This is a genomic window from Pseudomonas sp. TH21, from assembly GCF_016651025.1.
Lineage (GTDB): Bacteria > Pseudomonadota > Gammaproteobacteria > Pseudomonadales > Pseudomonadaceae > Aquipseudomonas > Aquipseudomonas aylmerensis.
Genome location: NZ_JAEKEQ010000001.1, coordinates 3,126,723 through 3,145,023, shown reverse-complemented (window position 1 = coordinate 3,145,023; position 18,301 = coordinate 3,126,723). Strand labels below are relative to the sequence as shown.

Here is an 18,301-nt window from a genome sequence, read left to right as displayed (position 1 = left end):
CAACAGGGAGTCGGCTTGCCACAGGGGGCTTGTCTGCAGCGGGAGGCTCGGCCCTCTTGGGCCCGAAGGCTTCGTCTACCTTGGCCAGGTCGGTGTCGCGCAAATTGCCGGCGTAGTAATGCAGCTTGGTCCAGGCCATCAAGTAGTCATACCGCGCCTGGGCCAGGTCTCGGCGTGTGCTGTACAGCTGCTGCTCGGCATTCAACGCATCAAGATTGACCCGCTCACCGCCAAGGATGCTTTGCCGGGTCGACACCACCAACGCTTCGGCCGACGTCAGCGCCTTCTGGTACGCGCGCAACTTGCTCACCCCGGACAAGCACGCGCTGAACTGGCGACGCAGCTCGATCAAGGTCTCGCGTGTCTTGCCTTCCAACTCATACTCGGCCTGCTCCATGGCGCGGCTGGCCTGGCGAGTGGACGCCGAGACGCCGCCACCGGCATACAACGGCAGGCTGACTTCGACGCCGATGGTGTTGGTGTCATAGCGCTGGTTGTAGGTGTTGCCGCTGTCCGACTCCTGCTGGCGCGAACTCGCATAGGCGGTGACTTTCGGCAGGTGCCCGGCGCGGTTGCGCTCCACTTCGTAGCGCGCCACTTCCAGGGCCTGGCGCTGGGACGCCAGCGTGGGGTTATTGCTGATCGCCAACTCGTGCCAGGTGTCGTAGTTGGCCGGGCTCAAGCTGAAGGCGGCGAAACCAGGACTCAGCGGCGCCAGGTCGTCGATGTTTACGCTCTGTACTCCGATCAACGCCCCCAGCTCGCGCAGGGCGGCGTCCTGCTCGTCCAGCGCCTCGATCTCCTCGGCCGTGGCCAGCTCATAACGCGACTCGGCTTCGAGAATATCGGTGCGGGTGCCCTCGCCCTGCTCGAACAGGTGTCGGTTCTGCTGGAACTGCTGTTCGAAGGCCTTCTTCTTGGCGCGGGCGATGTCGATCTGGTCCTGGGCAAACAGCGCCTGGGTGTAATAGGTCAGCACCCGCACCAGCAGCGCCTGGCTCTTGTCGCGAAAGCTTTCATCGGCGAACAACGCCTGGGCCACGCCTTTGCGGTAGTTGGCGTAGGCCTCGTAGTCGAACAGCGGCTGCTGCAGGCTGAAGGTCGAGCCGTAACTGTTGTAGTTGCGGTCGTCGTGATAATTGCCGCCGCGCCCGTCAGGCAAGGTGGCCTGGGAATTGTTGCGACCCTTGTTGTAGTTGTAGGACAGCTTGGGCAGCAGCCCCGCGCGGCCGATGGTGCGATTCTCCAGGCCGGCGTCGCGCTCCTTGATCGCGCCGAGAAACACCGGATCGTTGCGCAGGGCCTGCTCGTAGACGTCGAACGGGCCCATGGCGGCGTGAGCGCTGGCGCAGCTGAATAACACGGCAATAAGCAGCGATCTCATGCTCATTCCTCGGTCAGCGCGGAGCCGGCGCGGTCCAGCAGCGGCTTGAACAGGTAATTGAGCAGCGAGCGCTCGCCAGTGCGCACGAACATCTCGGCCGGCATGCCCGGCTTGATCACCAGGCCCTGCAGTTTTTGCTCGGCCGCGTCGCTGAGCGTGGTGCGCAGCACGTAATACGGCGCACCGGTTTTTTCATCGAGCATCTGGTCGGCGGAGATCAGGCTGACCTCCCCCGGCACGCGTGGTGTGCGGCTCTGGTTGAAGGCGGTGAACAGGATGTCGACCGGCAGGTGCGTGCCGACCTTGTCCACCAGGTGCACCGGCAAATGCCCCTCGACTTCCAGGCGCGTGCCCTGGGGCACGATTTCCAACAGGGTTTCACCGGCGCGCACCACGGCGCCTTCGGTGTGCACGCCGAGGTTGACGGCAATACCATCGGCCGGCGCGTTGATTTCACTGTGTTGCAAGTCGAACCCGGCCGAGGTGAGTTGCTGTTCCAGCGTGAGGCTGCGCAGTTGAGCGTCGGCCAATTGGCTGCGCACTTCCTTTTGATATTCCTCGCTGTGCTGCTGCAGTTTCAGGCGCGATTCGAGAATGCCCTGCTCGACGCGGCCGCTTTCACCGGTGTTCTGCGCCAGGTCCTGCTGCACCTGGGACAGCTGGCGCTGGTACTCCATCAGGCGGTTGCGCGGGATGTAGCCATTGTCGGCCAGCGGCTGCAGGTTGCTCAGTTGATCACGCAGGGATTGGGCCTGGGCGGTCAGGTCGCTGCGCGCCCGGCGCATGCCGCCGAGTTGCGCAGTGGCGCCGTCGATGTTCGCGCGGATCCCCGCCTGTTCACGGGCAAAGGCTTCGCGGCGGCTGCTGAACAGTTGGCGCTGGCCTTCCAGCACCAGGGCCAGGGCCGGATCGGGGTTGCTGCTCAGCTCGGCGGGAAAGCGGATGCTGGAACGGTTGTCGCGCTCGCTCTGCCAACGCGCCACGCTGGCCCAGGCCAGGCGGTACTGGGCTTGCAGCGACTGCACATCAGCCTGGTTCTGGGTCTGGTCGAGGCGAAACAGCGGCTGGCCTTGTTTAACCGTTTCGCCCTCGCGCACCAGAATTCGGCTGACCACGCCCGGGCTGAAGGTTTGCACCGCTTTGCGCTTGCCCGAGACCACGACGGTGCCCTGCACCGGAATGCCCTGGTCCAGCGGCGCCAGGCTGGCCCAGAGGAAAAATCCACCGGCGCCGACCACGGTCAGCAACCAGCCCATGCGCACGAAGAACCGCGCGTCACGTTGTTCAAAAGTGAGACTGCTCATGCGCCTGGATTCCTTCCCGCTTGATACTGACGACTGAAACTCACACCGGGCCTTTCCTTCGGTGCTTCCGGCTGGCCGGACAATGCGCGCAACACCTCCTGGCTCGGGCCGAACGCCTGCAGGCGGCCTTCGTTGAGCACCAGCAATTTGTCGGCCTGGGCCAATGCCGAAGAGCGATGGGTGACCAGTACCACGCTGCTGCCTTGGGCTTTCATCTGCACAATGGCGCTGGCCAGGGCCGCTTCGCCGACGGTGTCGAGGTTGGAGTTGGGCTCATCCAATACGATCAGGCGCGGCCCGCCATACAGGGCGCGGGCCAGGGCCACCCGCTGCTTCTGCCCACCAGAGAGGCCGCCGCCGTTGTCGCCGAGCAGCGTGTCGTAGCCGTGCGGCAGGCGCAGAATCAGCTCATGCACGCCGGCCTGTTGCGCAGCCTGCACGACCAAGGCCGGATCGGCCTGGCGAAAACGCGCGATGTTGTCGGCGATGCTGCCGCTGAACAATTCGATGTCCTGGGGCAGATAGCCAATGTGCGGGCCGAGGTCTTCGCGGTCCCAGCGATGGATGTCGGCGCCATCCAGGCGCACGGTGCCGCCCAGGGTTGGCCACACCCCCACCAGCACGCGGGCCAGGGTGGATTTGCCGGAACCGGAGGCACCGAGCACGCCGAGGACTTCGCCGGCGCCCAGGGTGAAGCTGACCTGATGCAGGGTCGGCGTGCGCCGTCCGGGCGGCCCCGCGCTGACCTGCTCGAAGCTCACCTGGCCCTGCGGCGCCGGGAGTTTCATCGGCTCGCTGTCGGGAGGGAATTCACGCAGCAGATCGTCCAGGCGCTGGTAGGCCAACTTGGCCGAACTCCACTGTTTCCACACCGCGATCAACTGGTCGATGGGGCTCAGTACGCGGCCCATCAGGATGGAGCCCGCGATCATCATCCCGGCAGTCATGTCGCCCTTGATCACCAGCAATGCGCCGAGGCCCAACACCAGTGATTGCAGGCACAGGCGCAGGGATTTGCTCAAGGACGTGATCACCGAACCAGTGTCGCTGGCGGTGTTCTGCAACCCCAGAAATTGCGAATGCACGGCAAACCAGCGTTTGCGCAGTGCACCGAGCATGCCCATGGCCTGGATGGTCTCGGCGTTGTGCAAATGGCTGGTGGCCAGTTGGCTCGATTGCTGGGAATAGGCGCCCGCCTCACCCAAGGGCTTTTTAGTCAGGTATTCGTTGAGGCACGCCAGGCCGATCAGCAGCACCGCACCCGCCGTGGCCAGGACCCCGAGCCACACGTTGAAGAGGAAAATCACCAGCAGGTAGAGGGGAAACCATGGCGCATCGAAAAACGCGAACAGCGCCGGGCCGGTGATGAACTGGCGCAACAGGGTCAAGTCGCCCAGCGCCTGGCCGGCATGCCCCTGGCCGCGTTGCAGATTGCGTTCAAAAGCGGCCTTGTACACGCGCAAGTTGAAACGGCGTTCCAACTGGCTGCCAATACGGATCACGATAAAACTGCGGATAACTTCCAGTGTGCCAATAAACGCAAAGAACCCCACGACCATCAGCGTCAACATGACCAGGGTGGTTTCATTCTGCGAGGACAGCACGCGATCATACACTTGCAGCATGTAAATCGACGGCACCAGCATCAACAGGTTAATCAGCGCGGTAAAACAGCCGACACTGATCAGGATGCTCTTGTATTCACCCAGCGCCTTGAATAAAGGCGCCACGGCAATAGGCTTGGCCATAGTGGTTTATCTTCCTTGAACCAAACGACACGCAATAGTTGCCCGCACCCCCGATCAGGAGCGGCCAACTAATAAACTTGGGTTATAGCGTTATAACGGCAACTAAGGCGCGCGGTGTAATACCACCACGACGCCGGACGCCGTGCGCCCCTGGTATTCGCCTTCTTTCTGGCGATTCAAATGGGTTATCCCGCTGCCTTCGGCGTTCATCAGCCAGATGCCGTCGGGGGTCGGCGACCAGGTCCGGGGCGTGTCCCCCAGCCATTGCGCCACGCACGCCACGTCGCCGCCCAGGGCGTTGGCCTGTTCCAGCAGGTCGAGGGCGCAGACCTGATCCGCCTGGTGCAACTGCCAGTGCCCGGCCAGTTGGGCGCTGCTGGGTAATACAAGACTGCTCGCCATTGCGTGGGCTCCTGCCGACACGACTATCACCTGCACAGCGCAGGCGATCGATTGATAAAAACCTTTCATTGAGCGGCTCCATCCTCAAAGCGCGGCGCCGAAGCGCCGCGCTCGTGCATCACGCCACGATGTCGCTGACGGCCGCCTGGCCTACGGTAGTGACGAGGAAATCCGCCACGCCGTGTCCGGAGAAGTCGACCGCCAGGGTCCCCAGGTTGGTGCCTGCCGCGTAGGTCAGTACAGCATCGCCGGCATGCCCGGTGAAGGCATTGACGAAGGTCAGGCCTGCGCCTTTGGTGATGCCGCTGAGGTCGATCTTGTCCGAACCCGAGGTAAAGTCAAAGATCTTGTCTGCCGCACCCGGCTTGGAGTCGGAGCTGGCGCCGAACACAAAGGTGTCATTGCCCGCGCCGCCCCACAGTTGGTCGGCACCGCCACCGCCGTAGATGATGTCATTGCCGGCGCCACCCTTGATCACGTTGGCCGCGTTATTGCCGATGATCAGGTCGTTGCCGGCACCGCCGAACGCGTTCTCGATGGTCACGCCCTTGGCGATGGACACGTTGCCCACCAGGCCGCCGACATCGGAGAACGACGCCTCATTGAGGTTGATCTTCTGGTTCTGGGTAAAACCGGAGAAGTCCAGGGTATCGTTGCCGCCCCCGTCCCACACCGAGAACACCAGCTTGTCGGCATTCGAGGTGGCGCTGTAGAAATCACGCCCGGTGTTGGAGTTGAAGCCGTAGGTGGTGTCGCCGGCGCGGGTGTTGTAATTGGCACCGTAGAGCTTCTGGATCGCCGCAATGTCGTCCAGCAACGGGCCCGACGCATAGGCCTCGACCCCGCCTTTGCTGAAGTTCTGGTTGGTGTTGCTCTCGCTCCAGTAACTCATGACGCTGTAGCCGCGCGTGTCCTGTCCATAGGTCGCGTCGTTGTAGGTCGGGTTGCCATTCCCGGCGTTGTAGTCGCCAGGGTGAGCCAGGCCCAGGGTGTGGCCGATTTCGTGGGTCAGGGTCTGCCGGCCGTAGTTGTTGAGGTCCGGCGTCTTGTTGGGCGTGTAGCTGCTGTTGGTCAGGTACCACGAGGTGCCGTCGTAGCCCGCGCCGGTGCCGGGCAGGTAGGCGAAGGCCGCCGCGCCGTCCTGGCCGCCGCTGTAGTTGCCGAAGGTCATGTGGGTATCGCCGCCGGTGGCCTTCTCAGTGAAGGTCACGTTGGCCACGTCCGACCAGGATTGCATCGCCAGTACCGCCTGGTCTTTCTGCTGGGCGTTGAACTGGCTGAAACCCGAGATCCCGTGTTTGTTCAGGGTGCTCGAGGAGGCCGAGGTCAGGAAGGTGTAGGTCAGGTCGATCTTGCCGTTACCGTTCACGTCCCGGTATGCAGCGCCGTCGCGCAGCAGCTGGGTGGCTGCCTGATCGACGGAATAGGACGGTTTGCCATTGACCGTGAGGTTGCCGCCACGGTCGTACAAATGGCTGAAGCTATCGATTTGCGAATACGCCGTGCTGACTTGCGCCGCCGACACAATAGCCTGCTCTTTTACTTTTGACATAAACGTACTTCCTTGTTTGCAAATGCATCAGTTTTGATCGATAGGAACCCCGCGGGCGAGATCGTCCTATCACTCGCCTCTTTTGAAGGCGTAAGAAAACTGACACAACTTGAAATCTTTCGTCCACTTGTATTTCTTTGGCAAAACAGTGGCACGCCAGCAACTTTCAGAAGTTCAAGGCCGTATTTATTGGGCCGGCGAGTTTTTGTCGGACAAAAGACAGCGCCGGTTATTTAAATATTAAATAGCAGTAAAGCCGCCCAACTTGGGCGGCCTGCTTAATTAATGGATCCAATATATTGGCAGGGTGTCATTCACAACACTAAATAGCCATTATCTTAACGTATTAATCCTGCGTGTCCCGTATTACCGGGGCAGACGCCAGCCGGTCTTGCTGAGTGCTTCCAACAGTGTATCGGCGCCCAGTCCAGGCACTTTCACGCCGGCGTCGGTCAACATGTCCTCCCCGGCCAGGATCGCGTTGATGATGGCTTCCTCCACCGCCTCGGCGGCCGCGCTGAACAGCGGCGAAATATGATCGTTGTTGACCATCTGCAGTGCGCTGCTCAGCGGCAGGTCCTTGCGCGCGTAATCGGCGGGCGGCAAATCGTGGTTGCCGGTGGCGAACGCCAGGAACAGGTCGCCGCTGGAATCCTCGGTACCGCCGCCGGTGCGCGCGATGCCGATGGATGCGCGTTGCGCCAGGCGCTGGCACTGATGCGGCAGCAAGGGTGCGTCCGTGGCGATGATCACCACGATCGAACCCATCCCCGGTGTGCCGCGCTCGGCAAACGGCGAGGGGATATCCAGCAGCTGGCGCCCCACCGGGTAACCGTCGACGCGCAATTCCTGGCGTTTACCATGGTTGGCCTGCACCAGCACGCCGACGGTCCAGCCACCCTGCTCCGCCGGCAAGCAGCGCGAGGCGCTGCCGATGCCGCCCTTGAATTCATGGCAGATCATCCCCGTACCACCGCCGACGGCACCCTCCTGCACCGGGCCACCGGCGGCGTTATCCAGCGCCTCGCGCACATGCGCAGGCTTTACGTGCTGGCCCCAGATGTCATTGAGCAGGCCATCGTAGGTTTCCATCACCACCGGCATGCACCAATACACCGCCGGGTCCGCCAGGCGCTCGCGCTCCAGGGCGATCAAGGTGTCGCGCACAATGCCGATGCTGTGGGTGTTGGTGATGGCCAGCGGCGTGGTCAACAGGCCCGCCTCGCTGATCCACTCCAGGCCGGTGGCATCGCCATTGCCGTTGAGCACGTGGTAACCGGCGAAGCACGGTTGCTGGCGCGCCTCCCCGGCCCGTGGCTGCACCACGGTCACCCCGGTGCGCACCTGCTTGCCATCAATGCGCGTGTTGAGCGTACTGTGGCCGACCCGCACCCCGGGTACATCGGTGATGGCATTCAATTCGCCGGGGACACCCAGCCCCAAAGTGATGCCTAGTTGACGTGCACGCATAACCACTCCTTACAATTTCTGGAACGCCGGACTCAACCGGCCACTGATGCAATACAGAATCACCGACAAGGCCAGCAAGCCGATGATGATCATGATGTCGCGCACCGAGGCTGCCACCAGCAAGGTCACCAACAGGTACCCGGCGCCCAGCACGGCCACCAGCGCCGGCAGCGGCCACAGCGGCATGCGATAAGGGTGCTCGCGGTCGCGCAGCAGTACGCGGCTCATCAACGCGCTCAACGCCACCACCAGGTACACCAGCATGATCAGCAGCACGCTGAACGAGGTGAGATCGGCCAGGTTGGAGCTGAAGCTCAGCAGCGCCGACGGGATCGCCAGGAACAGCGTGGCCAGCCAAGGCGAATCCCAGCGCGGATGGATGCGGGTGAACAGCTTATTGATGGTAGGCGTCCACAGCGCATCCCGCCCGCTGCTGAACACCACGCGACCGATCTGGATCACGATGGCGACGATGGCGTTGAACACCGACAGGAAGATCCCCGCGCTGACCAGTCGCGACAGGGTTTCGTTGCCATGGCTGGTCAGCAGATAGCCGATCGGGTCCGGGCTGCTGATCATCGCGCTCAGCGACGGCGCGCCGATCAACAGCGCGGTAATCGGCACCAGCTCGATCACGACCACCAGGCCCAGGGACCACAACACCGCCTTGTGCACGCCCTTGCCGCCGCACTTCATGTCTTCGGCGAGCAACACCGCCGGGCCATAGCCGTTGTAGGAAAACAGACCAATGCCCACCGCACCGATCACCAAGGCCCAAGGCGCCAGGTGCAACGCGCCGTTTTCGACGATCTGCGGTTGGAACAGCACACTGGCGGGCTGCACCGGATTGCCAAAGCCGATCACCACGATCACCAGCAACGCCGCGACTTCCAACAGCAGGCACGTGCCGGTGATCCAGGCATTGAGCTTGATATTGAGGATGCCCAGCGCGTAACTGCACACCACAATCACCAAGGCGACGGTCTGTGCGTCGAAATGCGTGCCCAGCGCGTTGTTCAGGTAGGTCGCGGCGCCCGTGGCCAATACCGGCGGGATAAACAGCAACATCACCAGCACCGTCAGAAACGTCGCATAGCCGGCCATCCCCCCAAACACCCGCTTGGCATACACATATTCACCGCCCGCACTGTTGTGGGCGCGGCCCAGTTCGGCGTAGCAAAAGGCGAACATCAGCGCCAGCAGCCCGGCCATCACAAACGCCAGGAACACCCCGCTGCCGGCCTGTTGGATGGCAAAGGGCGCAATCACGAAGACGGAACTGGCGGGCGTCACCGCTGACACGGTGATAGCCACCACATCGAAGACACTCAGGGTCGGTTTCAGCACGCCGTCGGGCGTGGGTGAAGTGCTCATATCGTTATCCTCTGTCGTTGTTCTTGGTGTGAGGCAGAAACGAAAAGTCTGAATATCGCGGGATATGTTTCCCACTGGATATGGCGAAGGTAAACGCTGGGTTTATGTCAGCCAATTCCCCTATTGGCGTACTCCCCTTGACGGCACCCGACAAAAGCCGAACCCTTGGCCGATCTTTTGCTGGCGGGAGCCTGTTACATGAGCCTGTTCCGGGAAGTCGGCATGCACGCAGGGCTGGGCCGCACCGTCGCGCACATCGGCACCGAGCGTTTCTGGAAACAGCTGGTGCTGTTGCTGCACCAGTGTTTGCCGTTCGATAACGCCCTGGCGATTTACTATCCCGTGGAGGGCGCCCCCCAGGCCCTGGAAGAATACGACGCCCAGCCCAGCAGCAAGCCGGCCTCGATGCTGGTGTACCTCAATGGCTTGTACCTGCTCGACCCGTTCTTCCAGGCTTGCCGCGAAGGCTACGCCAGCGGCGTGTACCGCCTGGAAGAAGTGGCGCCGGACCATTTTCGCCAGAGTGAATACTTCCTCAATTACTTCCACGACAACGTGCTGGAAGACGAGGTGCAATTCATCCTGCAACTGCCTGGGGCGGGCACGTTGTCGTTGTCGCTGGGGATGCAAAGGCGCTTCAGCGCCGATGAGACCGGGCTGATGACTACCTTGGCGGCGTGGGTGTTGCCATTGATGCAACAGCACTGGCAGCAGAGCACCGAGCGCGCGCCGGCCATGGACAGCCAGATTCGCGATGCACTGAGCCAGTTCGGCTGCGGCGTGCTGTCGGACCGCGAACTGGAAATCGCCCGCCTGGTGCTGCGCGGGTTCTCTTCCAAGGCTATGGCGGAAAGGTTGAACATCTCGCCGGACACGGTGAAGGTGCACCGTCGGCATCTGTACGCGAAGCTGGATATTTCGTCACAGCCGGAGCTGTTTTCGTTGTTTATCCAGTCGTTGGGGCATGATCTGGAAAATCCCTGAGCCGCGGGGCTCAGGGATGAATGGGCGGGGTGTTGTTTAAGGTGGGGTCGTTGTCGAGAGTGGCCCTATTGCAGAAGGTGGCCTTTCCTTTCTTTTGTGGTGAGCGGGCTTGTCCCGCGTTGGGCTGCGAAGCAGCCCCAAAACCAGCCTCAGAGGAGTACCTGATACACCGCATGCTCACTGAATGGGGCTGCTGCGCAGCCCAACGCGGGGCAAGCCCGCTCGCCACAGTAAAAAACCCGCTCGCCACAACAACCCGGTTCACCACAGCAAATGGGTTCACCACACTAAACAGGCTTGCCGCAGTAGCCACTCCCCCCCAATCTTCAGCGCCCGGTACGAATGGTGTTCCACACCCGCGTCCGAATCCGGTCGATGTTCAGCGGCATGGCTTCCAGCGCGAACAGCTTGCCCATCATCTCGGGGCTCGGGTAGACCTTGGTGTCGGCCTTGATCGCCGGGTCCACCAGGCTGTCGGCGGCCTGGTTGCCGTTGGCGTAGTGCACGTAGTTGGTGATGCTGGCCATCACTTCCGGGCGCAACAGGTAGTTCATGAACGCATAGCCGGCTTTTTCGTCGGGCGCATCGGCGGGCATGGCGACCATGTCGAACCAGATGGCGGCGCCTTCCTTGGGAATGTTGTAGCCGATGTTCACGCCGTTCTTGGCTTCCTTGGCGCGGCTTTCGGCTTGCAGGATGTCGCCGGAGAAACCGACGGCCACGCAGATATCACCATTGGCCAGGTCAGCGGTGTATTTCGAGGAGTGGAAGTACGCCACGTAAGGCCGCACTTTCATCAGCAGGTCTTCGGCCTTCTTGTAGTCTTCGGCCTTCTTGCTGTGGTGCGGCAAGCCCAGGTAATTCAGCGCGGCGGGCAACAATTCCGGGCCGTTATCGAGGATCGCCACTCCGCACTTCTGCAACTTGGCCATGTTCTCGGGCTTGAAGATCAAGTCCCAGGAATCCACTGGCGCGTTATCGCCCAGCACCGCCTTGACCTTGTCGATGTTGTAGCCGATGCCGGTACTGCCCCACAGGTACGGGAAGCCGTGGGCATTGCCCGGGTCGTTGTTTTCCAGGGCCTTGAGCAGCACCGGGTTGAGGTTCTTCCAGTTCGGCAACTGGCTCTTGTCGAGCTTCTTCAGTGCGCCGCCCTGGATCTGGCGGGCCATGAAGTGGTTGGACGGAAACACCACGTCGTAGCCGGATTTACCGGTCATCAACTTGCCATCCAGGGTTTCGTTGCTGTCGTAGACGTCGTAGGTAAAACCGATGCCGGTTTCTTTCTGGAAGTTCTTGGTGGTGTCCGGCGCGATGTAGTCCGACCAGTTGTAGATTTTCACCGTCTCGGCGGCCTGGCTGATAGAGGCCACCAACATCAAGGGCAACAGGGCAATGACTTTCATGGTTCGATTTCCTGGCGGTTTTAGGGCTGTTTTTATGGCAGGCGATCAAGGATCAAAGCGTTACAGAATCAATACGTAGGTCTTGCGCACGGTTTCCTGGATATCCCAGATACCGGTGCTGTTGGCTGGCAACATCAGTGCGTCGCCGGCTTTTATGTGAATGGTTTCTCCGTCGTCCGGGGTGAAGGTGCAGCGGCCCTGGATAAAGTGGCAAAACTCCTGGGATTTGATCTGCCGACGCCAGCGGCCTGGGGTGCACGCCCAGATGCCGGTTTCAACGCCGTCGTTGCGCTCCACGCTCAGGGTCGAGGCCACGGCGATGGGCTCGCCCAACGGCACGGCCACCGGTGAGGCGTCGGGCAAGTGGGCATTCAGCGTGTCTTTGAATTGAGTGATGCTCATGGGTTTTCCCGTGTGAGTGAAACGACTTAGTGCATGAAACCTTCCATGAACTCGGCCATGCCGGTCGCCAGCTTGCGGCGCCAGGGCGCGGTGTTGGGGTTGGCCAACACCTGATCTTCATGGACAAAACTGCGAATGATCGCGTTGTACCCCAGCCAGCGGCAGGGTTCCGGTTCCCAGGCCTTGAGCGCGTCCAGGCCGCGCTCGCGGATCACCCAGGGTTGCTGGACCAGCGGCGTGTCGCGGCCCAGGATCAAGTCGGCCAAGGTGCGGCCGCCCAGGTTCGTCGCACCGACGCCCTCCCCGCCATAGCCGCCGGACAGCGCGATGCCGGTCTTGTGATCGCAGAGCATGTGCGGGCGGAACCGGCGCGACATGCCGAGGTTGCCGCCCCAGGAGTGGGTGATCCGCACGTTCTTGAGCTGTGGGAAGAGTTCGCCGAACAGGTAGCGACGCAGCTCGACCTCGCTGTCGGTCAAATCGAAGTTGTGCCGCAACTTGCCGGCGAACTGATAACCGCCACGGGCGCCGAACACCAGGCGGTTGTCCGCCGAACGCTGGCCATAAGTGACCTGGCGGCTGCTTTCACCAAATGCCTGGCCATGGTTCAGGCCGATTTGATCCCAGGTGCTGGCAGGCAGCGGCTCGGTGGCAACGATCAGGCTCTGTACCGGCAATTGGTACTGGCCCAGAGGCGGCAACGTCGTGGCATACCCCTCGACAGCCGGCACCACCCAGGCGGCGCGCACACTGGCCTTGGCGGTGCGCAGGCTGCCGGACTGCCAGTGGGTGACCGGGCTGTTTTCGTAGATCGCGACGCCCATGCCCTCCACTACCCGCGCAAGGCCGCGCACCAGCTTGGCCGGGTTGATCGTGGCGACATGCGGTGCATAAATACCGCCATAGGGCTTGGCGATGCGAATCTGCTCGGCCAATTGCTGCGGGCCGAGCCAGCGATAGTCGGCCTCCGTCAGGCCCTGGGCATGCAATTTATCCAGGTAGCGGCGCAGGCTGCCTTCCTGCTCGGGGTAGCGCGCGGCACAGTACAACGCGCCGCCCTTGCGGTAGTCGCAGTCGATGCCTTCATGGGCCAGCACCTGCGCCACTTCGTCGGGAATGGCGTGCAACAGGTCAAACGAGGCGCGCCGTTGTTCGGGCGCCAGGCCTGCCAGCAGGCGGTCTTCACCCAGCAGGTTGCCCATCAGCCAGCCGCCATTGCGGCCGGAGGCACCGAAGCCGGCGGTTTGCGCCTCGATGATCGCGATTTTCAGTTCAGGCGCCTGGCGTTTCAGGTAATAGGCGGTCCACAGGCCGGTGTAACCGGCGCCGATAATGGCGACATTGACGTCCAGGTCATGCTCAAGGGAGGGCCGCGCGGTCAGCGGGTCGTCCAGCTGGTCCATCCATAAACTGATATTGCGCCATGCCGGCATGCCAAGCTCCCCTACCTCGTTTCGATAGGCTGGATCCTAGAGCGCGGCGTTATTGGCTGTCTTGCGCGCGTGCACGCAGGGAAATTTGTTTGACGTAGGCCTTGGGCGATTGGCCTGTGTGCTGGCGAAAGGCGCTGTAGAACGCCGACAGCGAATTGAAGCCGGCCGCAAACGCCAGGTCATCGACCTTGATCGGCGGCACCGCGCTGTCCAGGGCTGCGAGCAAATGCTGGAGCCGCGCCTGGTTGACGTAGCGGTAGAAGCTTTGCCCCAGCACCTGGTTCAGCAGGTAGGAAATCTGATTGCGGCTGTAGCCACACTCCTTGGCAACCCGCTGCAGGTCCAGCTCCGGGTCCAGGTAGGGTTGCTTGCGCTCGAAGTATTGCTGCAGGTCATTGGCCATGTGCCCCAGTTGCTGGGGCGACAGGCCCAGGCGGCTGACCGTGGGTCGCGTCGCCTGCGTCGGCTGTTCATGCACCAGCGACGCGTATTCATTGACCCGCCAGATCAACCCGTCCCGCACCGTGATGGCCTCGCTGGTACGAAACGACACCAGGCCCTGGCTGCCCCGCAGCGTGATGCGGTACTGGATAAACGCGGTGTCGCCATCGGCGCGAATGCGATCGGAGTGTTCAATCGCCTCGTCCGCTTCTCGGGGCATGCTGGCCTGCAGGTACTCACGCAACTCGGCATAGCCGACCACCCGGTTCTGGAAGAAGTCGTGGTACTGGATATCCGCGTGGTAGTAGGACATCACCCCGTCCAGGTCCCGATGCCGCCAGCACAGGTGGTGGCGCAACACCAGTTCACGCGTGGCGTGGGAACACTGGCTGTCATCGTCGGGGCTGAGGTCGGGCATGAAGAGCTCTGCGGCGGGTAAACCCTGGAGATTGCCGAATTTTGGCGGCGCGTTCAATGGACGGTGGCAACTTCTGACTAATGGCCTTTTGCCTAATGTCTTGTAAGCCGTGATCCATATCAAACGAATCGAAAACAACCGCCGAACGGGGCTAAAAAAGTCTCCTTGGGCTTACGAACGAATGCTATTTTGAAGTTCTCCGACGCCACGACCAGTGAAGGTCATGGCTCCCTGCCGCGAGCTAAAGGGAGCGCTCAATGTACAAGGTGGGCAATATGAACAAAGTGACGTTCCCCAACGCCTGCCAGTTGATGCGCTGGCATTTTCATCCGATGGGCTTCGAGGCGAGCATGGACGCGCCCGGCAGTATGATCGCCCGCCTGTTCGACCGTGTCAGCGGCGAAACCTTGATCGCCATTGCCGGCATCCCGTGTGCCACGGTGATGAACGCCGCCGACGTGGAGCGCATCATCGAGGCGGTGGAGGATGAACTTGAGTCATTCGTGCCGCCGCTGTCGTTGCGGGCCTGACAGCTCATCCATCAAACAATGGGTCAACGATCTGGGTAGGCATCGCCGGCAAGCCGGCTCCTACACAAGGATTCGTTGGTCGTCGAAGAATGCTTTCCTGCCATCCACCCGCTCCGAGGCCTTCGGCACATTCACTGCCGGACCTTCCGGTTTCTCCACATACCAATAGCAGTGGCTCACCGCTCGGGTAATACCGACATAAGCCAGGCGCAGCACTTCGTCCTTTTGCGCTGTGTCATAGGGCTCGCTGTCACCGTCCTTGCCCAGGCCCGCCATGCGATAGACCTGGTTCTTGTAGGGCGAGCTGGTCACGTGCTGGCAATCTCCAAGCAGGAATACCGCATCCGCCTGCAGGCCCTTGGCGCTGTGATAGGTCAGCTGTTTCAAACGGCGCGCCTGGACTGGCAAGCTAGAATCCACATTAACTACTGACTGAATGTGCTCTTGAATCAATAGTTTATCGCTGCTTTTTCGATACAACATTAACACTGAATCGCCCTGCTGATAGTGCTCCAGCAGCTTGCGACCCAAGGCGGCGTCGTCACGTTCGAGTACGGTGACCGGCACCAACGCCTTGGGTGTGCCAGCCGCCTTGGCTTTCTTGCCAGGGATCGCCGGTGCGGCCCGCACAATGTGTTCGGCAGCATCAATGATGTGCTGATGGCTGCGGTAGTTCTCACCCAGCATCACCCGCGTGGTACTCGGCGACGGGAACTCCTGGTTGAATGCCATGAAGTACTTCGGCGAACTGCCGCGCCAGCCGTAGATCGACTGCCAGTCATCGCCCACGCACAACAACGACGAGCGTTGCGCCCCACGCCCGACATGCATCGCCGGGCCGCGACTGCGGATCTCGCGCAGGCTGGCGCGGAGCCACGAGACGATCTGCGGCGACACATCCTGGAACTCGTCGATCATCAGGTGCGACATCGGGCGCAACAGCGGATCACTGAGCAGCTTGAGGTTTTCCGGGGTATTTTCGCCGAACAGCGAAAACATCCGGTTGTAGGTCATGATCGGCGGGGATTGATCGAGCAGATGGTCTTCCAGAGCTTTCCAGAAAATGCTCAGGGCCTCGAAGAAGAAGCGGTCGGGATCGTCCTTGGCAAAGGTCATGTTGCCGACGGCGGTCGGCACGTCGAGCCCCAGGTTCTCGATAAACCCCGCCGCCATGACAAAGCTGTCCAGCAACGGCGCCGAGGCCAGCTCACCCTTGACCTTGTAATCAAAGCCGGGCCCGGCACTGGCGTCACCGGCGAGGCTGCTCAAAAGACGCTTGGACGAATCGTAACTATCCAACCATATCAATGGCTTATGACAGAAAGCTTGAAACAGGGTGCGCTTTACCGCCCACTCTGCACGCACCGACAGTTTTGCATTCGGCCGGCTGATCTGCGCGTTCTCCCGCGAGTCGAAGCCCAGCACTACCCAGGCATCCAGCTCCGGGATATAGCCATGGCAGTGAAACTGCGCACCATTGATTTCGAAGGTCTGGCGGCTGGGCTCAATGCCCTTGATCGGCCACGCGCCGGCACGGAACCACAGGTCCTCGATCAGATCACAGAGCTCTTCATCACGCTTGGCAGCCAGTTCGGTCACTGCCATGCGCTTCTGCACATCCGGATGGTCGCGCTCCAACTCCTTGAGTTGCAGGCCTTGTCGGGCCAGCGGTGTCATCAGCTCGCGAAATCGCGCGTGGCGGCCATGCAACTGGTGATAGCAGGCATTCATCTGCTGGCGCTGGGCATCACCGATACGCAGGTCGAACGGGTTGCTGTCAGCCTCTTCGAAACCCGCGCTGAGGTTCTCGAACGCCTGCAGACGCTCAAAACCCGGCAGGCTGCGCACCATCGGCAGGATGCGCGAATGAAAGGTGCGCACCACGGCCTGGGCTTCTTTAAAACCAAGGGGTTGGCCCCAGAGGTTGAGGATTTCCATGAGCTTGTTGATGAAGTCTTTGCGCGACTCGCGGGTGAACGTCACGACGGTCATCGAGCTGAGTTCAAAGCCCAGGTAATGGGTGAGCAGCAGAATCCGCAGCACCAGCGAGGTCGATTTGCCCGCGCCGGCGCCGGCAATCACCGAGGTTGACGGCGTATCGCTGAAGATCATCTTCCATTGCGCCGCGCTCGGTTGGGCATGGGCCGGCAGGAGTCGGGCAACGTCGGCCTTGATACGCTTCTTGATATCGGCCGTGAGCGGCAGGCGCCAATCGTCGAACAGGCTGTCATCCACGCCCGGCGCACGGTGCTCGTCCGGGCGGAAGTCGCGGATCAGCAGGACTTGGCGGCCTTCTTCAAGGCCGTCCGCCTTGCCCTCGCGATAGCCGTACTCCACCCCTGCTTCATGGCCGCTGCGAAAACCGTCGGCCTGGCCATGCAACCAGGAAAACCGGTGCTGGGCACGCAACCGGGTCAGGCCATGGCCAAACAGACGAGCGGCGAGGCGTTTCAACAGGGGCATTTCTGCCAGGGGGCGCAGTTCAGGGGGCAGATCAGGCTTGTGTTGCGGCACGCGGACTCCTGCGATGAGCTGAGTTTCAACAAGTTCGCCATGGTCGCCGGAATTGCCGTTCAGTTCCACCAATTGCTTTGCCGTCATGCAGTTAGGCGATGAACTGAAAGTACAAGCGCCGGCTACCAATCTAATCGACTGATAGGAATCAGGCATTTTTTACGCTTTTTATCGATTATGCCCTGCTGGATCATAGGCGCCATCAACAGGAGACGATCATGCTTGAACTTCGACCTTTTACCACCTTGGGCGGCGCCCACCACGGCTGGCTCGATGCCCATCATCATTTTTCATTTGCTGAATACCATGATCCCAAACGCATGCACTGGGGCAACCTGCGGGTGTGGAACGACGACATCATCGCCCCGGGCACCGGTTTCCCGCAGCACCCGCACCGGGATATGGAAATCATCACTTATGTGCGCGAAGGTGCCATCAGCCACGCTGACAACCTGGGCAACAAAGGCCGCACCGAGGCCGGTGACGTACAGGTGATGAGTGCCGGCACCGGCATCGCCCACAGTGAATACAACCTGGAAGCGACACCCACCAAGATCTTCCAGATCTGGATTATCCCGAACGAGGCCGGTTTGCCGCCGTCGTGGGGCGCTAAGCCGTTCCCCAAAGGGGATCGAGAAGGCTTTGTCACACTGGCCAGCGGCAAGGCCGGAGACAGCGAAAGCCTGCGCATTCGCGCCGATGCACGCCTGGTAGCGGCCAATCTGAAGGCTGGGGAAACTGCGCAGTACCGTCTGGACCACGGTCGCCGGGCGTATCTGGTGCCGGCGACGGGCGTGATTGAAGTCAATGGCTTGCGTGCGCAAGCGCGAGACGGGGTTGCCGTGGAAGATGAGCAGGTGTTGCAGGTGACGGCAATTGAAGACAGCGAGATCGTGTTGGTCGACCTCGCTTGACCCCTGGCCGGCCGGCGATGGCGGT

General features: G+C 61.6%; 14 protein-coding genes and 1 pseudogene. 3 read left to right on the top strand and 12 right to left on the bottom strand.

The window, feature by feature from the left end; genetic code table 11:
• Positions 1–58: 58 nt before the first annotated feature.
• The 7 genes and pseudogenes from JFU04_RS13730 to JFU04_RS13700 form a co-directional block, all read right to left on the bottom strand.
• Positions 59–1,384: pseudogene (locus JFU04_RS13730) on the bottom strand (TolC family outer membrane protein); the annotation flags it as partial.
• A 2-nt stretch (positions 1,385–1,386) separates the two neighbouring features.
• Entirely contained in the window at positions 1,387–2,688 is a 1,302-nt protein-coding gene (locus JFU04_RS13725) for an HlyD family type I secretion periplasmic adaptor subunit (RefSeq protein ID WP_065905122.1), read from the bottom strand.
• Positions 2,685–4,436 carry a type I secretion system permease/ATPase gene (locus JFU04_RS13720; protein WP_201144375.1) on the bottom strand — a complete coding sequence of 584 codons (1,752 nt, stop codon included), beginning with the start codon at positions 4,434–4,436 and terminating at the stop codon, positions 2,685–2,687. Before JFU04_RS13720 ends, JFU04_RS13725 begins: the two co-directional genes overlap by 4 nt.
• A 102-nt stretch (positions 4,437–4,538) precedes the next feature.
• Positions 4,539–4,907, bottom strand: coding sequence for a protease inhibitor Inh/omp19 family protein (locus tag JFU04_RS13715; RefSeq protein WP_201144373.1), 369 nt, complete (start codon positions 4,905–4,907; stop codon positions 4,539–4,541).
• A gap of 49 nt (positions 4,908–4,956) precedes the next feature.
• Positions 4,957–6,390, bottom strand: a complete 1,434-nt coding sequence (locus tag JFU04_RS13710) for a serralysin family metalloprotease (RefSeq protein ID WP_065905116.1) — start codon at positions 6,388–6,390, stop codon at positions 4,957–4,959.
• Between the two features lie 366 nt (positions 6,391–6,756).
• Entirely contained in the window at positions 6,757–7,860 is a 1,104-nt protein-coding gene (locus tag JFU04_RS13705) for a DmpA family aminopeptidase (protein ID WP_065905114.1), read from the bottom strand.
• A 9-nt stretch (positions 7,861–7,869) separates the two neighbouring features.
• A complete protein-coding gene (locus tag JFU04_RS13700; RefSeq protein ID WP_201144371.1) occupies positions 7,870–9,234 on the bottom strand; it encodes an APC family permease in 1,365 nt (454 codons plus the stop codon).
• Positions 9,235–9,432: 198 nt separating this feature from the next.
• On the opposite strand from JFU04_RS13700, the gene JFU04_RS13695 reads away from it, so the two are divergent.
• On the top strand, positions 9,433–10,218 hold the full coding sequence (locus tag JFU04_RS13695; RefSeq protein ID WP_201144369.1) for a helix-turn-helix transcriptional regulator: 786 nt from the start codon (positions 9,433–9,435) through the stop codon (positions 10,216–10,218).
• Positions 10,219–10,544: 326 nt separating this feature from the next.
• Here the strand turns inward: JFU04_RS13695 and JFU04_RS13690 are convergent, their stop codons facing one another.
• The 4 genes from JFU04_RS13690 to JFU04_RS13675 are packed head-to-tail and all read right to left on the bottom strand — an operon-like array spanning position 10,545 to position 14,318.
• Positions 10,545–11,624: a polyamine ABC transporter substrate-binding protein gene (locus tag JFU04_RS13690; protein ID WP_201144367.1), complete on the bottom strand. Its 1,080-nt coding sequence runs from the start codon at positions 11,622–11,624 to the stop codon at positions 10,545–10,547.
• 60 nt (positions 11,625–11,684) lie between these two features.
• Positions 11,685–12,026: a cupin domain-containing protein gene (locus JFU04_RS13685; protein ID WP_201144365.1), complete on the bottom strand. Its 342-nt coding sequence runs from the start codon at positions 12,024–12,026 to the stop codon at positions 11,685–11,687.
• Between the two features lie 26 nt (positions 12,027–12,052).
• Complete coding sequence (locus tag JFU04_RS13680; protein ID WP_106803914.1) at positions 12,053–13,459, bottom strand: NAD(P)/FAD-dependent oxidoreductase; 1,407 nt, start codon at positions 13,457–13,459, stop codon at positions 12,053–12,055.
• Between the two features lie 49 nt (positions 13,460–13,508).
• Positions 13,509–14,318, bottom strand: a complete 810-nt coding sequence (locus JFU04_RS13675; protein WP_065905104.1) for a helix-turn-helix transcriptional regulator — start codon at positions 14,316–14,318, stop codon at positions 13,509–13,511.
• Positions 14,319–14,575: 257 nt separating this feature from the next.
• Here JFU04_RS13675 and JFU04_RS13670 point away from each other — a divergent pair, with 257 nt between their 5' ends.
• Entirely contained in the window at positions 14,576–14,848 is a 273-nt protein-coding gene (locus JFU04_RS13670; protein WP_065905103.1) for a DUF1652 domain-containing protein, read from the top strand.
• A 60-nt stretch (positions 14,849–14,908) separates the two neighbouring features.
• Here JFU04_RS13670 and JFU04_RS13665 read toward each other — a convergent pair whose 3' ends face one another.
• Positions 14,909–17,362 (bottom strand): UvrD-helicase domain-containing protein, encoded by a 2,454-nt coding sequence (locus JFU04_RS13665; protein WP_201144363.1) that lies wholly within the window; start codon positions 17,360–17,362, stop codon positions 14,909–14,911.
• A 218-nt stretch (positions 17,363–17,580) separates the two neighbouring features.
• On the opposite strand from JFU04_RS13665, the gene JFU04_RS13660 reads away from it, so the two are divergent.
• Positions 17,581–18,276 carry a pirin family protein gene (locus JFU04_RS13660; RefSeq protein ID WP_201144361.1) on the top strand — a complete coding sequence of 232 codons (696 nt, stop codon included), beginning with the start codon at positions 17,581–17,583 and terminating at the stop codon, positions 18,274–18,276.
• The last annotated feature ends 25 nt before the right edge of the window (positions 18,277–18,301 follow it).

Excerpts from the sequence above, each read along its gene's own strand:
- JFU04_RS13660 (WP_201144361.1), top strand. The coding sequence starts at position 17,581 with ATGCTTGAACTTCGACCTTTTACCACCTTGGGCGGCGCCCACCACGGC.
- JFU04_RS13710 (WP_065905116.1), bottom strand. The coding sequence starts at position 6,390 with ATGTCAAAAGTAAAAGAGCAGGCTATTGTGTCGGCGGCGCAAGTCAGC.
- JFU04_RS13670 (WP_065905103.1), top strand. The coding sequence starts at position 14,576 with ATGTACAAGGTGGGCAATATGAACAAAGTGACGTTCCCCAACGCCTGC.
- JFU04_RS13700 (WP_201144371.1), bottom strand. The coding sequence starts at position 9,234 with ATGAGCACTTCACCCACGCCCGACGGCGTGCTGAAACCGACCCTGAGT.
- JFU04_RS13705 (WP_065905114.1), bottom strand. The coding sequence starts at position 7,860 with ATGCGTGCACGTCAACTAGGCATCACTTTGGGGCTGGGTGTCCCCGGC.
- JFU04_RS13680 (WP_106803914.1), bottom strand. The coding sequence starts at position 13,459 with ATGCCGGCATGGCGCAATATCAGTTTATGGATGGACCAGCTGGACGAC.
- JFU04_RS13690 (WP_201144367.1), bottom strand. The coding sequence starts at position 11,624 with ATGAAAGTCATTGCCCTGTTGCCCTTGATGTTGGTGGCCTCTATCAGC.
- JFU04_RS13715 (WP_201144373.1), bottom strand. The coding sequence starts at position 4,907 with ATGAAAGGTTTTTATCAATCGATCGCCTGCGCTGTGCAGGTGATAGTC.
- JFU04_RS13720 (WP_201144375.1), bottom strand. The coding sequence starts at position 4,436 with ATGGCCAAGCCTATTGCCGTGGCGCCTTTATTCAAGGCGCTGGGTGAA.
- JFU04_RS13725 (WP_065905122.1), bottom strand. The coding sequence starts at position 2,688 with ATGAGCAGTCTCACTTTTGAACAACGTGACGCGCGGTTCTTCGTGCGC.
- JFU04_RS13685 (WP_201144365.1), bottom strand. The coding sequence starts at position 12,026 with ATGAGCATCACTCAATTCAAAGACACGCTGAATGCCCACTTGCCCGAC.
- JFU04_RS13695 (WP_201144369.1), top strand. The coding sequence starts at position 9,433 with ATGAGCCTGTTCCGGGAAGTCGGCATGCACGCAGGGCTGGGCCGCACC.
- JFU04_RS13675 (WP_065905104.1), bottom strand. The coding sequence starts at position 14,318 with ATGCCCGACCTCAGCCCCGACGATGACAGCCAGTGTTCCCACGCCACG.